Below are 18,329 nucleotides of genomic sequence, written 5' to 3' on the forward strand. Positions count from 1 at the left end.
TTCAACTAAAGCGGGGATTTAAAATTGAAAGATTTTATTGGAATATTTCTTTTTTGCATCATTATTTGCTGGTTTGCCGCTACTTTCTTCCTCGGTCTAATTCTAAATAATGTTTGGGCTTTAATTATTTTTATAGCATTCTTGTTAGCGGTATTAATTACAATTTTTATGAAACAAGAATCAAGAATTGAAGATTTAGAAAAGAAAGTAGAACAGTTATTAAATAGCCAGCAAGATTAAGAGGGGGGTATCACTGCATCTGTATAAGGCTAGTTTAGTTTCCGCAAACTAAACTGAGGTGATGATAATGAAAAAATTGATTGTTTTACTTTTGTTAGGATTATATTTAGTAGGCTACAATACACCAGCTCATTCACAAACACTAAATGAAGCTGATACGGAACTATGCGATACGTTGAAATATGCCTTAATTAATACCCTAAGAGAACCGATTGATAAAGCAATAGCTGAAATTTATCAAGATGATAAGAATGCACCAGAGGGGCTTACTTGGGCTTCATATGATACGGAAATTCTGAAGATAAAGCAGATGAATGGAGTAGGTGGAGCCTATGCGATCACATTAAAGGTTCTCCCTTATTATCGTGCTCATAACACGTATGGCGAGGATATAGTCATAGTAAGTTCTAACGGAGAGCTCATTGAATATAAACATTTAAAAACGTTTCCCATAGTCGAGTTCAATTAATACACAGTTGGGGTAGAGCCTTCAGTGAAGCCAAAGGCTTTAAAGAAGGAGGAATATATTAAATAATAACATGAAGGAATCCGCCTTATTTAACGAGTTTTGTGATGATATATATGTGTTTAGGGTGGAGAGAGTGGATATGTTAAAAAAAGTCACATTTAAAAGGAACTCCCCTCTTTTTATTGTGGAATTGCTGCACAAGAAGGAAGAAATATAAAATTACTAGGGGGATTAGATATGATTGGTTGGCTTAACGTTGTCAGTCTCGTGCTTGGGTTAGTGGCTTGGATACTTCCTGTTGTTAACCTAATGCGATACAAAAAGAATGCCCATAATAATTGGTTTGTTCTATCCATTATGAGTATTAGTGCTTGTGCTATTTCGCTATATTTCCAGATTTTCTATCATTATCATCTGGTAAAGAGTAAGGATTGGACTGCCCTTATGGATACAATGGGTGCTGTTGTATTTGCCGCGGAAGTTCTTCTCATCATTACCATCATATTAAATGTAATTACTCTGATTGTATATCGTGACAGTAACACACTTAAATTAAAGAGAGACATTTAAACAGCGAAAAACGGGAGTAATAAATCAAGATGTATTTTATGAAATTAGAGAGATTATCGACGAATATTTTAATGCCCATAGCTCTATGTTAGCAACTAAAATGATTTTCAGGAGGTGATTGCTTGAGATATGTCAATACATTTGTTATCAGTTTAATAAGCTTTTTCGTGCTAGATTTCTTTCAGGTTGACAATGTGTTCATAGTTGGTACTGTAATGGTTTTAATATTAGTGGGGGTTATGCTTCCGTTGCTGTATACTGTTCTTTTGGAAACGGATATTGATAAGATTGAAAAGTTTCTATTAAAAAATAAACGAAATCCAAATTTTTATATTGTATATGCAATGGCAAATCGGCTTGATGAGGATGTTAGAGATTTAACAGAAAAACTTTTAAAAAAGTATAAGTCACCATCACGTCAAGCCCATTATAAAATTGCGGAAGCCTTGTATTTTAAAAATTTTTCAGTCATACGATCGCAAGTTGAACAAATTAAGAATCCTTCCTATCAATCCTACTATCAAGCTATTGTTTTATTAGAAGATGGCGATATCAATGGTGCTAATAATGCCATTGAAAAAATTTCATCGAAGTGGATGAAAAACGCCTTATTAGCCGAACGGAAAAAAAGCTTAACAACTTATTGGATGCTAAAAGCTATGCGGAGAAGGCAATACTGCATTCAAAAGGACTGCAAAGATATTTGTTACATAAAACTTATGAAATAGAATTTAGCGAATAGTACTTTTTCGCATTGGTATGGATGGACGGCGATTCTTCGAAGAGGAGGGATTGCCATTTTTCGTATTTGTTACTAAATATAGAGGGGGAATATTGAAATGAAATCCAAAAGGACAGTTGCGACAGTAGTTACCATTATATTGTCTATTTTTGTGTTGATAAATCTATTAAAGAAGGACTTATGGGATGTTAATGCAGAATCGTTGAAAAAAGAAGTATTAACGATTGGAGAATCTGTTGAAACAGTCAATTTATCAGATCTAACTCCATTTGAATGGGATGTAGCATACTCCTTTGATCCATACGCATCAAAGGATATGATCTATGCTACAGTTGGATATAAATGGGACAATATTAGCGAAACGGTAAGTGAAGGAATGAACCAAATTGTTTTTATGAAGGATGGAAAAGTGGTTTGTTATTTGTATGGCTACCCTGAAAATAATGGATATGGCCTATATTTTACCGGTGAAAATAAAACGGGTGTAACTTCTGCTTCTGTGTTTAGTGCTGAGGATGATTTAACTTTCCGTGTTGTAAGAAGTGATGGTGTTATACATTTAAAGAATAATTAAGTAACAACCATCTTCAACATCTCGCTTATTCTAGTAAACAGTCCTTAGTACAAGACCCCTTCAATTATTTAATGATTTGTTGTAATATATTAAATGTAGTAAAAATAATAATCTTCATTTATGAACTGGAAAATTGTAGATAGGGTTCCGCTATTTATATAGGGCTGTGACCGAGGTCTACATCTTTTACAAAATGTAAAAGGCACCTATTGACATAAAAGGTCCGAGGGGAAAGGTTCAGCGTATTTGTTATGCGTTGAAACCTTTCTTTTCGGACCTTTTTATTTTAAAAGGAGGTTAATCGTATGGAAAGAATTGACGAATTAAAAGCTGGTGTTGCTGTAATTATTTTGAATGAGGAAAATCAAGTTTTATTACAGAAAAGGGCAGATGTAGGATTATGGGGTATTCCTTCGGGACATGTAGAAATAGGAGAAACAGTTTCTGAAACAGCTATAAGGGAGGTAAAAGAGGAAACCAATTTAGATATTAAAATTAAAAAGTTAATTGGTGTTTATTCTGACCCTAATTCACAGGTGTTTGTTTATCCAAGTGGTAAAGTAGTACATTTTATAACAACTTGTTTTCTTGCTGAAATTACAGGTGGAGAACTTAGATGTAATTCGGATGAATCACTTGAAATCAAATTTTTTGAAATACAAAACCTACCTCATGATTTACTGAAAATGCATCCTCGATGGTTAAAAGATGCTCTTGCGAATAGTGAAATCATTTATTCGTTAAAGTGATATCCTTATTCAAGGATAACGGGTAGCGTTTATGCAATAAAAGCGTAAACGCCTTTTCTATTTATTTAAAAACGGGGCAGGGAAATTATGTTAAAATTAGAGGTAGCGAAAGTGATCATATAAATTAAAATTCTGGGGTGGGTAAAATGCCTATTATAACTGTTAAATTAGCGAAAGGTAGAACGATTGAACAAAAACAGCAATTTGTCGAAGCTGTTACAAAAGAAGCAGTAAAAACTTTAAATGTTAAAAAGGAATGGATTACAGTATTGTTTGATGAATACGAACGTGAAAATTGGGCAACTGATGGACAGTTACATTCATTAAAATTTGGCGAAGGCTTTGGGAAGCAAGGAACAGAATGAACAAGCTCTTAGCTTGCGTATGAAGAGGTGTATTCGAGATAAGGAGGCGTACATGACTAAAAAAGTATCAGCAATGTTGGGGTTAATTTCTGGTCTATTGTCAATTTGTCTATGGATTTCCCTTAGCTTCTTTAATCCTTATTCAAATGCGGTTGATATTGAACCCATAATAAATACGTTCATCATGTTATTTCTTCCTGCTTGTTTAGCAATCACTTCGTCTATAATGTCTAAAAAGCTTTTAATGTTAATTGCTTTCCTATGGGCATTGCCAATTAGTTTGTATATGGCCATGACTCCCGGCATATTTGCCTTGTTTGGTGTTACATGCTTTGCCTATTTACTCAGTTACCTTCTGATGCTTGTAAGAGTGCGATAGAAAGGGATGTACAGTCAGTGAATAAATTTCAGCAAAATAATAGAAACATTGAAAGAGAATATAATACGGTACATCTCGTATGTGGTGAATCTCCTGCGGGATATTTGCGTGTAGGTTTGGGACGTGAGAATAAAGTGATTGGGTTTCCAGACTTTTTTGCAGTTGGCCCCATAAAGGAGCTTCCTGAAAAAGTGGGGAGAAAGCGCAGATACGAATGGCTGCGGGATCATTTGAATTATCCAAATGATTTTATCGAAAAAGAGTATGAAAAGAGATTTTCCAAAACTCTTGCGGAAATTGATGCTATACCAGATCATGTTCCGATTGTTATTTGGATACAGCCTGTATTGATATAAACGTGAGGAGTCATAAAGTTGAAAGTGCTATTTTTGTACAGGGGAAAACATATGCAAAAAATGGGGTTAAGTTTGCTCAAAATAATCAGGCAGACATTATAAAATGGGTTGAAGTTGAAATAGGATTAAAATATGGAAAGCAATTTCAACTACATAAGGAAGAGGAGGGGAGTCTCCTTTATAAAGAATGCATCGATGGAGTTGCAGTCTCCCCTTCAGGATATATTGAAATTAAATTTGATCATAAAGGGAAACTCACTTTTTTCTCGATACATGGTCATTTTCCTCCAAAGGAAATGGTAAAGGAAGAGCTGTATACACTTACCTTAGAAAAAGTAGTACATATTGCTAAAGAACAGCTTAAGCTAATTGAATTTCCTTCTTATAAACAAAAGCGATTATTTCCCATTTTTGTAGTAGAAGAGATATATGTGAGAAATGATCAAATGTCGATCATTCCATTTGAAGTCTTCGCAGATACAAGGTCATATTTTAAAGTAGACGAAACGATTTATTGGGATAAACCTATTAATCAAACGTTTGAACAAAAAGAAATTAATTGGATTGAGGATGTATCAGTTGAGCAAGCATTTTCTTCCGAGCCCTCTCCGGATTCATTTCCAATCACAACAGAGGAACAGGAAAAATGTATAACGTCAGTTAAGGACTTTTTAAGGCAAGAATATCTTAATGAAACCGGAAAATGGACTTTAAAAACACTTCACCGTGATAAAGGGTACATTCATGCCATATTGAGAACGAACAAACAAGATAATCGAGTATTTCAACGGAAACTGATGATCATGATTGATGCGAAGAGTTTTGAAGTGTTAAATTACATGGATAACCAAGCGATGTTGGAGATTTTTAATCAATTTCAAGCCCCTGATAAAGTAAGGATAACGAAAGAAGAAGCATATAAAAAAGTCAAGGAACGGTTTGAGCTTAAATCTTACTATGTCTACGATTTTGAACAAAAACAATATGTGCTTTGCGGAAAATTAGATTGCGAATATGGGGTGAATGGGTCAAATGGGGAAGTTATAGTGTTAAATGATTTGTAGTTAGAGGAGGGTGATGAGAATGAATAAGACAGTCCTCAAACTTCGTCCCAGTGATTATTGGCGGATCGGTGAGCATGAAAGCTGGTTCCAAGACATGGCGGCTAAGGGATTCCATCTCAAAAAAATGGGAATATATTTTGCTCATTTTGTTAAAGGTGAACCAAAGAAAATGAGGTATAGAATAGATGTATTAATGAAAAAGAAGATTTCACCTGAACAAATAGAGATGTATGCAGAAAGCGGATGGGACTATGTGACAGGCTACCAATTTTTTAAAGTGTTTTCATCATCAGAGGAGCTTGATGCACAAGAGCTTTATACAGATCCTGCCGAGCAATCTCATACATTAAAGGAACTGGATAAGAAATTAGCTATGAATGCTAGTGTAATTGCTGTCTCAATGCTCTTAATGATCGGGATGTTTACTTCTATTTGGTTTTTAGATGGTACACCTACTTTAGTTTTAGTTGAAGGGCAGGCTATTCAACAAACTATTTTAACCTTCTTCATCGGATATTTGGCCTATAAATCACTGCAAGCGGCTATTTTCATTCGTACTTTGCGGAAAAATTTAATCAAAGGAAAACCGATTGATCATCATGCCCCTTGGGAGAAACTCTTCCGAAGAAATTCAACGATAGCTTTCCTATTTACACTAGTTGTTGGGTTGAGTATAATCCTTCCAGTTTTACACCTAGTAAAAGGTGACACGAAAACATTGCCAGAAGTAAGTCTGGACCTACCAATTGTCAGATTAGCAGATATAGAGCAGAATCCTGCCTTAGTTCGGGGAGAACCCGCGTATATGAGTGACAATGTTGATTGGGCAAACAGATATACGTATGATTGGAGCCCATTTGCACCGGTGCAATATAAATCTGATGAAAACGGGGTAGTTCCTGGGGAATCGTGGAAGGACGGGAGTGGTGGATATTCACCAAGTATTGAAACAAGGTTTTATCAACTGAGAATTCCAGCTATGGCGGATAATCTAATTTTTGATTTAATAAAATGGTATAGGTATGAAGATCCTTTTGAAGATTATGTTAAAACAAAGCATCCAAACTTTGATCTATTGATTATTCATGAGGAAGAGGAGCTTAAAGAAGTTTTCGCATCTAGAGGGAAATACGTCATGCATGTTCGTTATCATGGCTACGCAAATATTAATTCAGTTATAGAAAATGTTGAAAAGAAGATTATGGGACGCGGGGTCGGGAACTGCGTCCCGCTTGATAAAACAATTAGAAAAAGGTGACTATTCATGACAAAGCAAAATTCTTTATCGGAAACAGTTAATTTGATGCGAAATCATGTCTCTGTTCGGCGTTATACTACTGATGTTATTCCTAAAGAGCATTTACTCGAAATTATTCGGGCTGCACAAGGTGCTCCTTCATCCCATTTTGTCCAAGCTTATTCGATCATTCATGTTACTGATCAGGAAAAGAAAAACAAAATTGCTGAACTCACTGGTAACCAAAAGCAGGTCAGTGACTGCTCGGACTTTTTACTATTTTGCGGGGATCTAAAACGGTTGGAGTACGCATGTAAGAAACATGGAATCGCAATTGAACATGATACCCTTGAAAATTTTATGGTAGCAGTTATAGACACGGCTTTAATTTCCCAAAATGTAATCACCGCTGCTGAATCCTTGGGATATGGCGGATGTTATGTTGGGGGTGTCCGTAATAATCCGGGACAGATTAGTGAATTAGTTCGCCTTCCTGATAAGGTATTCCCGCTATTTGGGTTATGCTTGGGGGTTCCTGCAAAGAGAAACGAAGTCAAACCAAGACTGCCGCTCGAAGCGATCATCCACGAAAATGAATACAATGAGGAGAAATACCTTACGATTTTGGATGAGTATGATCAAATTATGAACGATTATTATAAAGCCAGAACCAGCAACAACAAGGAAACCAATTGGACGAAAACAATGGCTGATTTCATGAAAGAAAAGCGAAGACTGCATATGCGTGAATTCATTGAAAGGAAAGGATTTTCTCTAGAATAGCTGTGAGACACGGGGTCGGGAACTACGTCCCACTTCCAGCGGCAGATAAACCATAAAAATGAATGAAACTTTAATCAATGGTCTATCGTATATAAAGGCATTCCCAAGTTATTTTAATTAGAGGTGGTGCCAAAAATGAAAGAATGGTGGAACAAAAAGAAAGAAAAGATGAGGAAAAGCAAGAAACACAATGATCAATATTCGTTTGGTGATTTCCTTATTGATGTGCTTATCTGGATACCCGAGTTGGTCCTACTGCCATTTAGAATTATTTTTTGGTTGCTAAGAGGGTTGGGAAGATTAATAGAAAATATCTTTGATGTTGTGTGAAGGGAATTGCCTGATATTTGTGAGGTGGAACCAATGATTCAACAATTAAATACGGAACTAAAAGTAGTAAAGGAAAAAATGAGAAAAAAAGAAAAATGGGAAGCGCGGCTGAAAAATGTACTAGAGACAATTAAGGACGAAGAAGAAAAACTACAACATGTACAGCACCAATTTGAAAAAGAGCAAAAGGATGTTGACCGACTTGAATCGTTAAGTGTAGCGAGCATTTTTTATGCTCTTATTGGTCAAAAACTTGAAAAATTAGATAAGGAAAATCAGGAGCTGATTGCAGCTCGTTTAAAATTACAAGAAGCGACCAAGACCGCTACTGACTTAAAAGAGGAGAGTAAGGAGCTTCAAGAAAAGCTTTCAACAGTTGCTAATATTGAAACTGAATATCAATCTTTATTAATGCGAAAAGAAAAATTAATTCATAGCCAAGATCCTGTTCTAGGTCAGAAACTGGATGCACTTCTTGAACTGGAAACAGATTTACATTCAAACCTAAAGGAACATGAAGAGGCCATTGAAGCTGGAGAAAAGGCAAGTTCTTCACTTGAAAAGGCTCTTAAATCGCTTGATAGTGCGAAAGGATGGTCAACCTTCGACATGTTTGGTGGCGGTATGATTTCTACAGCGATCAAACATAGCCATATTAATGATTCACGTGATGAAATTCATCATGCACAAAGGGCGCTGCGGCATTTCCAGGAAGAACTTAAAGATGTTGAAAAGGCTAACCAGAGCAATTTTAAAATAAGCGGTCTATTAACATTTGTTGATTATTTTTTTGACGGGATTATTGTGGATTGGTTCGTTCATGGACATATTCAAGATTCATATGAACAAACCTCAAAAATTTTAAATCAGGTTGCCACCACTTTATCTCAATTGAAAGAGAAGTATGATGAAATAAAGAATAACCTATCCATAACTGAACGGAAGCGGATATCATTAATAGAAAATATGGGTTAAGTTGTTCTTCAACATGCTATGCGAACTGAATCCAAAGGGGTTCAGTTTTTTCTATGACTTTAATTAAATAAATGTTTAATTAAATGTAAAAATATACGTTATCCTAAAGCGGAGTCCCTGTTTTTATACAAAAGAAATAGCCCGTACTATTGATTGGGAACTAATGTTCTGATATAATAAAAACAGAACATACAATCGGGGTGAGTTAAAAATGAAAACTGAAAGTATAATAGAAGTAAAGCTTCCGAAATTCGTTGTCAAACAAATGAAGAAGAATGGATCGGATAATATTAAGTCGTATGATTACGGGGATTGTGCCATTATTGTCAGCAGGAATGACGGAAGATGGCATTACTCTATTAGCCACGCCAATCGGATTCCAACATTTGATGAAATTATGAAAATTAAAAGCCTTCTATTCCCAGATATTATGATGGAGATGGTATCTGTATCTCAGCAGTCAAATTGTTTTATAGTTCATTTTTTCGAATCAACGGTGGATAAAAACAAAAACTTTGAAAAAGGATTTTATCACTAAAAAGTTAAGCTAGGTTACGTATGAATATTGGTGCTTTATGTGTTATATTTAATTAAAATCATGGGTGGAGTTGGTTAAGTTGGAGGAAATTTTAAAGCAAATTCTTAATGAAATCAATAATTTAAAAGAGGGACAAGAACGAATTGCAGAAAAGGTTACCAACGTAGATTCTAAGGTAGATAGTCTTGATTCAAAAGCAGAAAATATACTATCAGAGATGCGCAGTAATTTTAGGTATATAAATGATAAATTAGATGAACATCGTAAAGTTTTTGATGTGGTTTCTGACGAAATTAAAAGTGTAAAAATAGATATTGAATATCTAAGTTCAAAAACTGGTAAACATGATACTGAACTCAATAATATCTTGAACAGACTTAGAGGTTAAAGTCAATTTGTAATGGAACAAGTGGGACACGGGTTCCGCTTCCCACTCCATATGGGATTGCAAATAGAGAATCCCGCAAAAGTTGTTATAATCTAGCGGGATTTTTTGATTCTCGGGAGTATTGATAGTGAACGACTTGATTTCTGCCTTTATTTTTTGCTTCATAAAGGGCTTTGTCACATAAAATGTATAGCGTGTCCCATTCGGTATTTTGATCGGGAATAATGGTGAGTAGCCCGAGGCTAAGAGTGTATCGCACAGATAATTCATCATTAGCTGCTTGACAAATGAAGGTGGGACGTGGGGTCGGGAACTGCGCCCCGCCGACTCTGCGTCTCATTATGGCTTGACTTATATTTTTAATAGTTTATAATAATTATTAAAAAATATTCATTATAAAAAGGTGGTCAAAATGAGTGTGCATCGTTTTGAAGCGGACAGAATAAATAACAAAAGTGTGTCTTTGGAAAGCTACAAGGGTAAAGTGATGCTAATTGTTAATACGGCTAGTAAATGTAAATTCACACCACAGTTTGATGATTTGCAGAAGCTTTATGAGCAACATAAAGATAATAATTTTGAAATTTTAGGATTTCCTTGCAACCAATTTGGAGAACAGGAACCCGGTGGAAATGAAGAGGCAGCGGCTTTTTGTAAGCTTAATTATGGTGTGAATTTTCCTATATTTGCAAAGGTTAATGTGAATGGACCTGAGGAACATCCATTGTTTCAATACTTAAAAAATCAAGCGCCATTTAGAGGATTTGATGAGAATAACTTCAATGAAAAGTTGTTAAAAATGATGATTTTTGATAAAAACCCAGAATGGTTAGTAGGAAACGAGATTAAATGGAATTTCACAAAATTCTTAATTGACCAAGAGGGAAGGGTTATTAAAAGATACGAGCCAACGGATGAATTTTCGGCTATTTCTGCTGATATTGCCAAACTTGTCCAACATGAATCGGTATCGTAAATTAGAAACAAAATGGGACACGGGGTCGGGAACTGCGTCCCATTTTAATACCTTCAAAGTGAAAAATTCTTATTGAGCAGTATAGCCGCCGTCTACTAACAAGTTAGCACCGGTAACAAACGATGCTTCATCGCTTGCAAGGAATAATACAGCATTGGCTACTTCTTCAGGTCTGCCGAGGCGGCCGATTGGATGTAAGGATTTCAAATGCTCTAACATCTCATCAGAAAGTCCATCTAGGATATTTGTTACAATATATCCTGGGCATATTGCATTGATGCGAATGCCTTTCTTTGCATATGTAACGGCAGCAGTACGAGTCATGTTCACAACGCCGCCTTTCGCAGCAGCGTAAGCAGTCACAGATGGCTGTCCGACATGTCCTAGGATTGAGGCACAGTTAATAATGGAGCCGCCGCCAATCTCCTCCATATGTGGGATAACATATTTATTGCAAAGGAATACACCAGTAAGGTCAACGCTAAGAGTGTAATTCCAATCTTCTAGGGTTACTGTGTCGAGGTCTCCCATATCGCCAACACCTGCATTAGCAAATAGGATATCCACTTTACCAAAAGTATTGATTGTTTCTTCAACAAGATTTTTTACATCTTCTTCTTTTGACACATCGGTTTTAACGAAAATAGCTTCCCCGCCAAGTTCTTTAATCTTCTGGACTACATTTTCTCCTTTTTCTTTATTACGGGCAGCAATGATTACTTTTGCGCCTTCTTTAGCAAATAGTAATGCTGTGCTTTCGCCAATTCCAAATGTACCACCTGTAATAATCGCAACCTTTTCTTGTAAACGCATAAGAAAGTCCTCCGTTACCATATCATTTTTTGTGAAAGTATTCACAAATTGTTGTACAAAAATAATTATACATAATATAAACACTGGCGAGCCTGGGCAAATTTGAATGTTTTATAACTTTTATATAAAAAAAGGGAAAGGACCGTATTGCTTCCGCAACAAGGCCTCTCCCGTGTTCTATTATAACAATCCTACCCATTTCCAGTAGGTTGCAGCAAAGAGAAGAATCAACAGATAGCCAATGATGGTCAAAGGAACCCCAGATTTTAAGAAGTCTTTTGTAGTAAAGGCACCAGTACCATAAGCAACCATGTTTTGCGGTGCGTTCACTGGTAACAGGAATCCAAAGCTTACAACAAATTGTTGGATCAATACGATACCTATAAGCGTTGCGACAGAATATCCTTCTAGCCCTTGGGTTAGGGAAATAACCACCGGGATAAAAGCAGAAGCTAAACTTGTTGCACTGGCAAAGCCAAGGTGGATCAGGAAGTTAAAGGCAGCAACGGCAGCGATGATGCCAAGTACTGATAGTGTAGAGATTCCGATGCTGCTGAACATGGCAGATGACATCCAGTTTGCTGCTTGTGTTTTAAGCAGGACTGTTCCCAAAGAGATACCAGCTGCAAACAGGATGATGGTTCCCCAAGGAATATTGGATTCTGCTTCTTTCCAACTAAATACGCCAATTTTAGGTGTAAGCATGATGGCTACGGCAAGGAGTGTAGAGGTTGTAGTGTCGATGTCATGTAGTGTACCTTCTGTAGCCCAAAGGAATAACAGAGTTACTGAGATAATGGTTAATCTGATTTGGGGCTTAGTCATCTTTCCTAATTCATCCAATTGTTTTCTAACCATTTCATTTCCGTTCGGAATACTGTCCATTTCTGGCGGTATGACTTTTAACATAACAAAGTAAAGAAGGACGGACATGGCAATTGACCATGGAGCAGCATAAAGGAACCATTGTCCCCAGGTTACACTTTTGCCAAAGGCTTCTTCAATAAATCCGATGGCTACCATGTTTTGTGCAGCGGCTGTTTTAACACCGATATTCCAAATTGAACCAATTTGCGCTGAAGTAATCATTAATAGGGCGGCTAAGCGGCTGTTTTTTTCCAATCCGAATGCAGCTACCATCCCTAGAATAATTGGTACGATGGCTCCCACTCGGGCTGTAGTACTAGGTACAAAAAAGGCTAAGACAACTCCAACAAGAATTGCACCAATGAGAATGCTCTTAGTTTGAGAGCCTACCTTTGACAAAATGGTAAGTGCAATCCTCTTATCTAGCTTGGTCGCTTGCATCGCCGCTGCTAAGAATAGTGCAGCTGCTACCAGAATGGCAGCTGAGTTGCTAAAACCAGAGAGTGACATCGTTAAGGCAGTTTTAGTACCCATTATCTGTGTTGGGTCTTCCAAGCTTGGCCCAAATCCTAAAAGCAAAGTTAATAAAACGGTAATAAGTGCTGCACTTACCGGATAAGAAACAGCTTCGGTTACCCACAAAATAACAGCAAAAGCTAGAACAGCCAACGTGCGATGACCCGCAACTGATAATCCTTCCGGGGTTGGCAACATTAAAATAACGATAAGAGCTAGGAAAGCTACCAGCAAGAAAATGGCTTTTAATTTTTGCTTTTTCTTATCAGCACTTTCACTTTTTGTTGAACTCTTTTTGTGTGAATCCATACTTTGAAAACCCTTTAATTTGGCTGAAATGCTAGACATACATCAACACTCCTTCCTTCTACTGGGCTAATTAAATACTATTTATTAATTAAAATGGACATGTAACACCCCCTCATTTCTAAAAATATATTGAATCTCTTATAAAATGGACCCTAGTCTATTAAATGATCCTGTACCTTTATCATAATTCTTATATAATTTAAAAGGTATGGATATCTAATGAAACATTTGTGCATATTTTGTGAAAATGGGGTCTTTTACAGGGACGCGGGGTCGGGAACTGCGTCCCTGTGGGTGGGCATGATTTGTTTATAAAAGTGGGACGCAGTTCCCGACCCTGCGTCCCGATTTTTTCATAGATTTGCAGAATGCTCACTATTCTTAGATGATTCCCGGTGCCAAGGTGTACCGAGTAGTGGCAGTACCCAACGGTCCAAGCCGTACCAACCGGCGTTTTTCCAAGCAAGTACAAGCCAAGTCGCCAGTATAAACAAAATTGGATTTGTACTTAGTGTTCCTGCGAAAAGAAAGCTGACGTTCATAATCGTGCCAAAGAACGCTGCAATTCCAGTTAAAAGTCCGACGATAAGACCAAGCCCTACTAACAGTTCACCATACGCAACGACAAATCCAAAGATTTTTGCGTTCGGCAGTACAGTGTTTTCTAAGAAACTTGCATACCAGCCGGTTACGTCCTTGCCATCCGCGGCTTTAGCTAATGCTCCTTGGATAAATCCCTGAACAGCTGCACCCGCATTTTCTCCTGTCCAAGCATCGCTCTGGACCTTATGCCAGCCTGCAGTAAGCCAAGCGTATCCAACATAAAGTCGGATAATCAGCCATATCCAAGCTGCGTAGACACTGGAAAACAAATACTTTGAAACAGGGTTTTCCGGGATAATAATGTTTTTTTCTTTTGTTCCATTCAAAGATAACACCCCCAAATTATGATCTGAAAATTTAGATTAAAAACTAATTATAGGTAAATGTTTACAATTAAGCAACACTTACCATTGTTTTATTATTAAATACCGTAAATATTATGCAATTAATCGTGAAGTTGTGAAGTAAAATTATTAATTAGTTAGGATTTCTCATTTAAATAAACGTTTAATTATAGTTAATATATTTTAAAAGATATAAAATAAGAGGTGTTATTATAATAATTTGCGCGGTTGAAAGGATAAGATGATGGAAAACAAACATACTGTGGGTCATATAGTTGCCATACTAACTATTGCTATATGGGGAACAACTTTTATTTCTACTAAACTACTATTAAATGATTTTACGCCAATCGAGATCCTTTTTTTCCGATTTATCATGGGATTGATCGCCTTGATAATTGTGTATCCACACCGGCTGAAAGTGAAGGATAAAAAACATGAGCTGCTATTTGCAGGAGCAGGGTTATGCGGTGTAACTTTATATTACCTTTTGGAAAATATCGCATTAACCTATACAATGGCTTCGAATGTAGGTGTAATTTGTTCGTTGGCTCCATTTTTTACAGCTATTCTCATATACCTATTTTTGAAGGATGAACCGTTGCGAGGTAATTTCTTCATTGGCTTTGTCGTTGCAATGGTTGGGATTTCCCTAATTAGTTTTAGCGGGACTTCCAACTTTCAACTAAATCCTTTAGGTGATTTATTGGCAGTTGGCGCTACAATCGTTTGGGCGTTTTATTCTTTATTTACTAGAAAAATAAGCAGTTACGGCTATAATACAATTCAAATTACAAGAAGAATGTTTTTCTATGGAATTATATTTATGTTACCGGCTTTATTTTTATACAATTTCAGACTAGGCATCGAGCGTTTTGCGAACCCTGTGAACTTATTTAATATTATATTCTTGGGACTGGGTGCTTCTGCACTTTGTTTTGTTACATGGAACTTTGCTTTGAAAGTGCTTGGGGCGGTTAGAACGAGTATTTATATTTACATGATTCCTGTCATTACAGTGGTTACTTCCATGATAGTATTACATGAAAAAATAACGGGGATGGCTGCGTTAGGTACAATTCTTACATTGGCAGGTCTTTTTGTTTCTGAAGGGAAAATATATTTTTTGAAGAAAAAAGCCGCTCAAGTCTGAGCGGTTTTTCCTATTTTAAAAATGCTATAATGGGAGCATAGTTTTGAACGGCATTCGATAGGAGTAAACTGAAATGAACGGAAGTAATGATTTTTTTGAACGTAAAAAACAAGAATTAGGAGTTTCCTTGAATGAGATCCAAAGGAAGGCAGTCCTTCAAACTGAAGGTCCGCTTCTTCTTCTTGCGTCACCTGGGTCAGGGAAGACGACTACGATTATTATGCGAATCGGCTATCTTATTGAAGTGAAGGGTGTAAATCCGACAAGAATCAAGGCGGTTACCTTTAGCCGGGCTTCAGCTATTGATATGAAGGAACGGTTTAAACGATTTTTTCCGGAACTTCCGCCCGTTGACTTTTCAACTATCCATGGCCTTGCCTTTCAGGTAGTCCGGGATTATTTTCGTAAAGCGGGTATTTCCTATCGCATCATTGAAGGTGATCTGGATGTGGATTTAGGGAAGCAAGGAAAAAGTAGTTGGAAGGAGCAGCCACTACATAAGAAGATCATTTTACGAAACTTGTTTCAATCTATTGTCAGGGAAACTATTACCGAGGACCAAATGGACGAGTTAACAACATACATAAGCTTTATTAAAAATAAAATGCTGTCAAAAGAAAAGTGGTCGACGGTTAAGGTCGATGTTCCTGAAGCTGAGCGAATTTTTGAAGAGTATGAGGCTTTTAAAAAGTCGGGCTACCATCAGCTTTTGCTAGACTTCGATGATATGTTGACGATTGCCAATCAAGCATTAAAGGAAGACAGCGGGCTTCTTCAAGCTTATCAAGGACGGTATGATTATTTCTTAACAGATGAAAGCCAAGATACTTCAATGGTGCAGCATGCTATCATTGAGAAGTTGGTTCAAAAGCACGGGAATCTTTGTGTAGTAGCCGATGACGACCAAAGCATTTATAGCTGGCGCGGCGCGGAGCCGTCTTATTTGCTTAACTTTAAACAGGTATATCCAAATGCAGAGATTTTGTTTATGGAACAAAATTACCGCTCATCGAAGGGTATTGTTGATGCAGCAAATCAATTCATAAAGCGAAATAAAAACCGTTATGATAAAAACATGTTTACGGAAAACCCTGCTGAGGAGCCTATTCAGATTCGAAGTTTGCCGGATTACATCTATCAAGCTAAATATTTAGTACAAAAAATCCAGGATATCACATATAACCTTAGGGAAGTAGCCATTTTGTATCGGAATAATTCTTCATCTATCGCTTTGATGAATGAATTTGACCGTGCAGGCATTCCATTCTTTATGAAGGATGCTGACAATCGCTTTTTTTCACATTGGGTAGTTCAAGATATCCTAAACTTCATGCGGATGACATATACCGACAAGCGGCCAGATATTTTAGAAAAAATTCATCTAAAATTTAATGGGTATATTAGCAAAAAACAAATGGCGGCATTGAAAGAAATAAACAATAATGAATCGGTTTTTGATAACTTGATCAAATTTGTGGAGATCCAGGATTATCAAGTGAAACCTTTAAAGGAAAGCAAAGAGACCTTCCAGCAGATGAAAGGGATGCCGCCGCTCCATGCCATTCAGGTCATCCGTGATCGTTTAGGCTACGAGAAGACTCTTGAGAAAATGTGTGAGCGCCTTGGTTTTCGTAAAGATAACCTTTTGGGGATTCTGAATACATTGGAGGAAATTGCGGACGGGTTGGAGTCGATGGAGGAGTTTGCGAGTCGACTCAAATCACTTGAGGCTGAACTGAAGAAAGCAAAGTCGAGGAAGGGTCAGAATGCGGTGACATTCTCAACATTCCATAGTGCAAAGGGCCTTGAATTTGAATGGGTTTATATGATTGATTTAGTTGATGGAATCATTCCTTCATCTGACGATTATACAGGTGGAACGGTGGAGGGTGATGCAATTGAGGAGGCAACACGTCTTTTTTACGTCGGGATGACAAGGGCGAAAAAGCACCTTGAACTAATTGGATATAAAGAAAGAGATGGAGAAAAGACCCAGGATTCATTATTTGTATCCTATGTCAAAAATATAATCGATCCGCCTCCTACTGAAAATATCAAAGAAGATGTACAGGTTAAAAAGAAAATCAAGGTGGGGAACACTACTATTCCTTATAATCCTAATGCCATAAAAGATCAGGCGGAATTGGTAGAAGGTCGGGAAGTCAAACATAGGGTCTTTGGTCATGGTGAAATCGTTAAGCTCAGTGAAGACACGATCGAGGTGCGTTTTCAAACGGGTGTAAAAAATCTTTCAGTTAGTACATGCTTGGAATTGGGGCTTTTAGAGCCGGCATAATCATTTTTCAATCTAAAGTTACAATAGAAGGGTGAGAGGGACATAGTTTACTCAATATTTATATTCATACTTGCTGGGCTCGCCGAAATAGGCGGAGGCTACTTAGTATGGCTATGGTTGCGTGAAGGGAAGCCGTATTGGTACGGAATCATAGGCGGACTTATTCTAGTTTTATACGGCATCATCCCTACACTTCAAAAATTCCCGTCATTTGGACGGGTGTATGCAGCTTATGGTGGTGTCTTTATCATTCTTTCTGTTTTGTGGGGATGGGGAGTAGATAAAAAGGCACCCGATACTTATGATTGGATTGGGGCGGCTGTTTGTTTAATTGGGGTTTCTGTTATGCTTTGGGCTCCAAGGCATTAGGAGCCTTGATTCTTCATTAAATAAGCGTTTAATTAACATTTTTGATTTTTTTTTGAAAAAGTAGTTGATTTCTATGAAAATAAATTATACAATAATTTTCGCTGACCAAAAAATAAAATATATTTTAGTAACTTGGATTATAAAATTAGCTTGTGTTTAAAGCTTGATTTTAAAAAAGGTGTTGCATAGTTGTTTTGTTTTTGGTATTATGAAATTCCGGCGTTAAGCAAACGCTGAAAAATATTTTTTAAAAAAAGTTGTTGACTTCCACGAAACAAGATGTTAAGATAAATCTTGTCGCTGAAAACACGACGAACGAAATGA

24 protein-coding genes are annotated in these 18,329 nt (G+C 36.9%); 20 read left to right on the forward strand and 4 right to left on the reverse strand.

The annotated features are described in order from the left end of the window. Positions 1-24 precede the first annotated feature (24 nt). From BAZO_RS12590 to BAZO_RS12660, 16 genes are all read left to right on the forward strand, one after another. Complete coding sequence (locus BAZO_RS12590) at positions 25-240, forward strand: hypothetical protein (protein WP_003331944.1); 216 nt, start codon at positions 25-27, stop codon at positions 238-240. Positions 241-307: 67 nt separating this feature from the next. After that, positions 308-709, forward strand: a complete 402-nt coding sequence (locus BAZO_RS12595; protein WP_003331945.1) for a DUF3888 domain-containing protein — start codon at positions 308-310, stop codon at positions 707-709. A 237-nt stretch (positions 710-946) separates the two neighbouring features. Beyond that, entirely contained in the window at positions 947-1,279 is a 333-nt protein-coding gene (locus tag BAZO_RS12600) for a hypothetical protein (RefSeq protein ID WP_003331946.1), read from the forward strand. A 122-nt stretch (positions 1,280-1,401) separates the two neighbouring features. Beyond that, positions 1,402-2,007: a hypothetical protein gene (locus BAZO_RS12605; protein ID WP_003331947.1), complete on the forward strand. Its 606-nt coding sequence runs from the start codon at positions 1,402-1,404 to the stop codon at positions 2,005-2,007. A 111-nt stretch (positions 2,008-2,118) separates the two neighbouring features. Next, on the forward strand, positions 2,119-2,595 hold the full coding sequence (locus tag BAZO_RS12610) for a hypothetical protein (protein ID WP_003331948.1): 477 nt from the start codon (positions 2,119-2,121) through the stop codon (positions 2,593-2,595). A 305-nt stretch (positions 2,596-2,900) separates the two neighbouring features. Continuing rightward, positions 2,901-3,344, forward strand: a complete 444-nt coding sequence (locus BAZO_RS12615) for an NUDIX domain-containing protein (RefSeq protein ID WP_003331949.1) — start codon at positions 2,901-2,903, stop codon at positions 3,342-3,344. Positions 3,345-3,490: 146 nt separating this feature from the next. Beyond that, positions 3,491-3,709, forward strand: coding sequence for a tautomerase family protein (locus tag BAZO_RS12620; protein WP_003331950.1), 219 nt, complete (start codon positions 3,491-3,493; stop codon positions 3,707-3,709). A gap of 52 nt (positions 3,710-3,761) precedes the next feature. Then, complete coding sequence (locus BAZO_RS12625; protein ID WP_039957515.1) at positions 3,762-4,088, forward strand: hypothetical protein; 327 nt, start codon at positions 3,762-3,764, stop codon at positions 4,086-4,088. Positions 4,089-4,105: 17 nt separating this feature from the next. Further along, positions 4,106-4,444, forward strand: a complete 339-nt coding sequence (locus tag BAZO_RS21245; protein ID WP_003331952.1) for a DUF1835 domain-containing protein — start codon at positions 4,106-4,108, stop codon at positions 4,442-4,444. A gap of 2 nt (positions 4,445-4,446) precedes the next feature. Then, positions 4,447-5,508, forward strand: a complete 1,062-nt coding sequence (locus BAZO_RS12630) for a hypothetical protein (protein ID WP_003331953.1) — start codon at positions 4,447-4,449, stop codon at positions 5,506-5,508. Between the two features lie 19 nt (positions 5,509-5,527). Continuing rightward, positions 5,528-6,766, forward strand: coding sequence for a DUF2812 domain-containing protein (locus tag BAZO_RS12635; protein ID WP_003331954.1), 1,239 nt, complete (start codon positions 5,528-5,530; stop codon positions 6,764-6,766). A 6-nt stretch (positions 6,767-6,772) separates the two neighbouring features. After that, complete coding sequence (nfsA, locus tag BAZO_RS12640) at positions 6,773-7,528, forward strand: oxygen-insensitive NADPH nitroreductase (protein ID WP_003331955.1); 756 nt, start codon at positions 6,773-6,775, stop codon at positions 7,526-7,528. A gap of 135 nt (positions 7,529-7,663) precedes the next feature. Further along, a complete protein-coding gene (locus BAZO_RS12645) occupies positions 7,664-7,858 on the forward strand; it encodes a hypothetical protein (protein WP_003331956.1) in 195 nt (64 codons plus the stop codon). 33 nt (positions 7,859-7,891) lie between these two features. Further along, positions 7,892-8,833 carry a hypothetical protein gene (locus tag BAZO_RS12650; RefSeq protein WP_003331957.1) on the forward strand — a complete coding sequence of 314 codons (942 nt, stop codon included), beginning with the start codon at positions 7,892-7,894 and terminating at the stop codon, positions 8,831-8,833. 211 nt (positions 8,834-9,044) lie between these two features. Beyond that, a complete protein-coding gene (locus BAZO_RS12655) occupies positions 9,045-9,371 on the forward strand; it encodes a DUF7694 domain-containing protein (RefSeq protein WP_003331958.1) in 327 nt (108 codons plus the stop codon). Positions 9,372-9,450: 79 nt separating this feature from the next. Continuing rightward, positions 9,451-9,759 carry a hypothetical protein gene (locus BAZO_RS12660; protein ID WP_003331959.1) on the forward strand — a complete coding sequence of 103 codons (309 nt, stop codon included), beginning with the start codon at positions 9,451-9,453 and terminating at the stop codon, positions 9,757-9,759. An 85-nt stretch (positions 9,760-9,844) separates the two neighbouring features. Here the strand turns inward: BAZO_RS12660 and BAZO_RS23445 are convergent, their stop codons facing one another. Beyond that, positions 9,845-10,099, reverse strand: coding sequence for a diguanylate cyclase domain-containing protein (locus tag BAZO_RS23445; RefSeq protein ID WP_157382132.1), 255 nt, complete (start codon positions 10,097-10,099; stop codon positions 9,845-9,847). A 72-nt stretch (positions 10,100-10,171) separates the two neighbouring features. On the opposite strand from BAZO_RS23445, the gene BAZO_RS12665 reads away from it, so the two are divergent. Then, positions 10,172-10,735, forward strand: coding sequence for a glutathione peroxidase (locus BAZO_RS12665; RefSeq protein ID WP_003331960.1), 564 nt, complete (start codon positions 10,172-10,174; stop codon positions 10,733-10,735). A gap of 69 nt (positions 10,736-10,804) precedes the next feature. Here BAZO_RS12665 and BAZO_RS12670 read toward each other — a convergent pair whose 3' ends face one another. The 3 genes from BAZO_RS12670 to BAZO_RS12680 form a co-directional block, all read right to left on the reverse strand. Next, positions 10,805-11,548 carry an SDR family NAD(P)-dependent oxidoreductase gene (locus BAZO_RS12670; RefSeq protein WP_003331961.1) on the reverse strand — a complete coding sequence of 248 codons (744 nt, stop codon included), beginning with the start codon at positions 11,546-11,548 and terminating at the stop codon, positions 10,805-10,807. A gap of 180 nt (positions 11,549-11,728) precedes the next feature. Then, entirely contained in the window at positions 11,729-13,240 is a 1,512-nt protein-coding gene (locus BAZO_RS12675; protein ID WP_051015815.1) for an SLC13 family permease, read from the reverse strand. 353 nt (positions 13,241-13,593) lie between these two features. Continuing rightward, on the reverse strand, positions 13,594-14,169 hold the full coding sequence (locus BAZO_RS12680) for a DoxX family protein (RefSeq protein WP_003331963.1): 576 nt from the start codon (positions 14,167-14,169) through the stop codon (positions 13,594-13,596). Between the two features lie 262 nt (positions 14,170-14,431). Between BAZO_RS12680 and BAZO_RS12685 the strand changes: the two genes are divergently transcribed. The 3 genes from BAZO_RS12685 (at position 14,432) to BAZO_RS12695 (ending at position 18,005) form a co-directional block, all read left to right on the forward strand. Next, positions 14,432-15,340: a DMT family transporter gene (locus BAZO_RS12685; protein WP_003331964.1), complete on the forward strand. Its 909-nt coding sequence runs from the start codon at positions 14,432-14,434 to the stop codon at positions 15,338-15,340. Between the two features lie 73 nt (positions 15,341-15,413). Then, the gene (locus tag BAZO_RS12690) at positions 15,414-17,636 is read left to right on the forward strand and encodes an ATP-dependent helicase (protein WP_003331965.1); all 2,223 of its coding nucleotides are present in this window, start codon (positions 15,414-15,416) and stop codon (positions 17,634-17,636) included. 42 nt (positions 17,637-17,678) lie between these two features. Continuing rightward, positions 17,679-18,005, forward strand: coding sequence for a YnfA family protein (locus BAZO_RS12695; RefSeq protein WP_039957517.1), 327 nt, complete (start codon positions 17,679-17,681; stop codon positions 18,003-18,005). The last annotated feature ends 324 nt before the right edge of the window (positions 18,006-18,329 follow it).

It is taken from the genome of Schinkia azotoformans LMG 9581, assembly GCF_000307855.1.
GTDB lineage: Bacteria > Bacillota > Bacilli > Bacillales > Bacillaceae_J > Schinkia > Schinkia azotoformans.

Coding starts and splice junctions, on each gene's coding strand:
- BAZO_RS12595 (WP_003331945.1), top strand. CDS start 308: ATGAAAAAATTGATTGTTTTACTTTTGTTAGGATTATATTTAGTAGGC.
- BAZO_RS12600 (WP_003331946.1), top strand. CDS start 947: ATGATTGGTTGGCTTAACGTTGTCAGTCTCGTGCTTGGGTTAGTGGCT.
- BAZO_RS12610 (WP_003331948.1), top strand. CDS start 2,119: ATGAAATCCAAAAGGACAGTTGCGACAGTAGTTACCATTATATTGTCT.
- BAZO_RS12615 (WP_003331949.1), top strand. CDS start 2,901: ATGGAAAGAATTGACGAATTAAAAGCTGGTGTTGCTGTAATTATTTTG.
- BAZO_RS12620 (WP_003331950.1), top strand. CDS start 3,491: ATGCCTATTATAACTGTTAAATTAGCGAAAGGTAGAACGATTGAACAA.
- BAZO_RS12625 (WP_039957515.1), top strand. CDS start 3,762: ATGACTAAAAAAGTATCAGCAATGTTGGGGTTAATTTCTGGTCTATTG.
- BAZO_RS12635 (WP_003331954.1), top strand. CDS start 5,528: ATGAATAAGACAGTCCTCAAACTTCGTCCCAGTGATTATTGGCGGATC.
- nfsA (WP_003331955.1), top strand. CDS start 6,773: ATGACAAAGCAAAATTCTTTATCGGAAACAGTTAATTTGATGCGAAAT.
- BAZO_RS12645 (WP_003331956.1), top strand. CDS start 7,664: ATGAAAGAATGGTGGAACAAAAAGAAAGAAAAGATGAGGAAAAGCAAG.
- BAZO_RS12650 (WP_003331957.1), top strand. CDS start 7,892: ATGATTCAACAATTAAATACGGAACTAAAAGTAGTAAAGGAAAAAATG.
- BAZO_RS12655 (WP_003331958.1), top strand. CDS start 9,045: ATGAAAACTGAAAGTATAATAGAAGTAAAGCTTCCGAAATTCGTTGTC.
- BAZO_RS23445 (WP_157382132.1), bottom strand. CDS start 10,099: ATGAGACGCAGAGTCGGCGGGGCGCAGTTCCCGACCCCACGTCCCACC.
- BAZO_RS12665 (WP_003331960.1), top strand. CDS start 10,172: ATGAGTGTGCATCGTTTTGAAGCGGACAGAATAAATAACAAAAGTGTG.
- BAZO_RS12670 (WP_003331961.1), bottom strand. CDS start 11,548: ATGCGTTTACAAGAAAAGGTTGCGATTATTACAGGTGGTACATTTGGA.
- BAZO_RS12675 (WP_051015815.1), bottom strand. CDS start 13,240: ATGGATTCACACAAAAAGAGTTCAACAAAAAGTGAAAGTGCTGATAAG.
- BAZO_RS12685 (WP_003331964.1), top strand. CDS start 14,432: ATGGAAAACAAACATACTGTGGGTCATATAGTTGCCATACTAACTATT.
- BAZO_RS12690 (WP_003331965.1), top strand. CDS start 15,414: ATGAACGGAAGTAATGATTTTTTTGAACGTAAAAAACAAGAATTAGGA.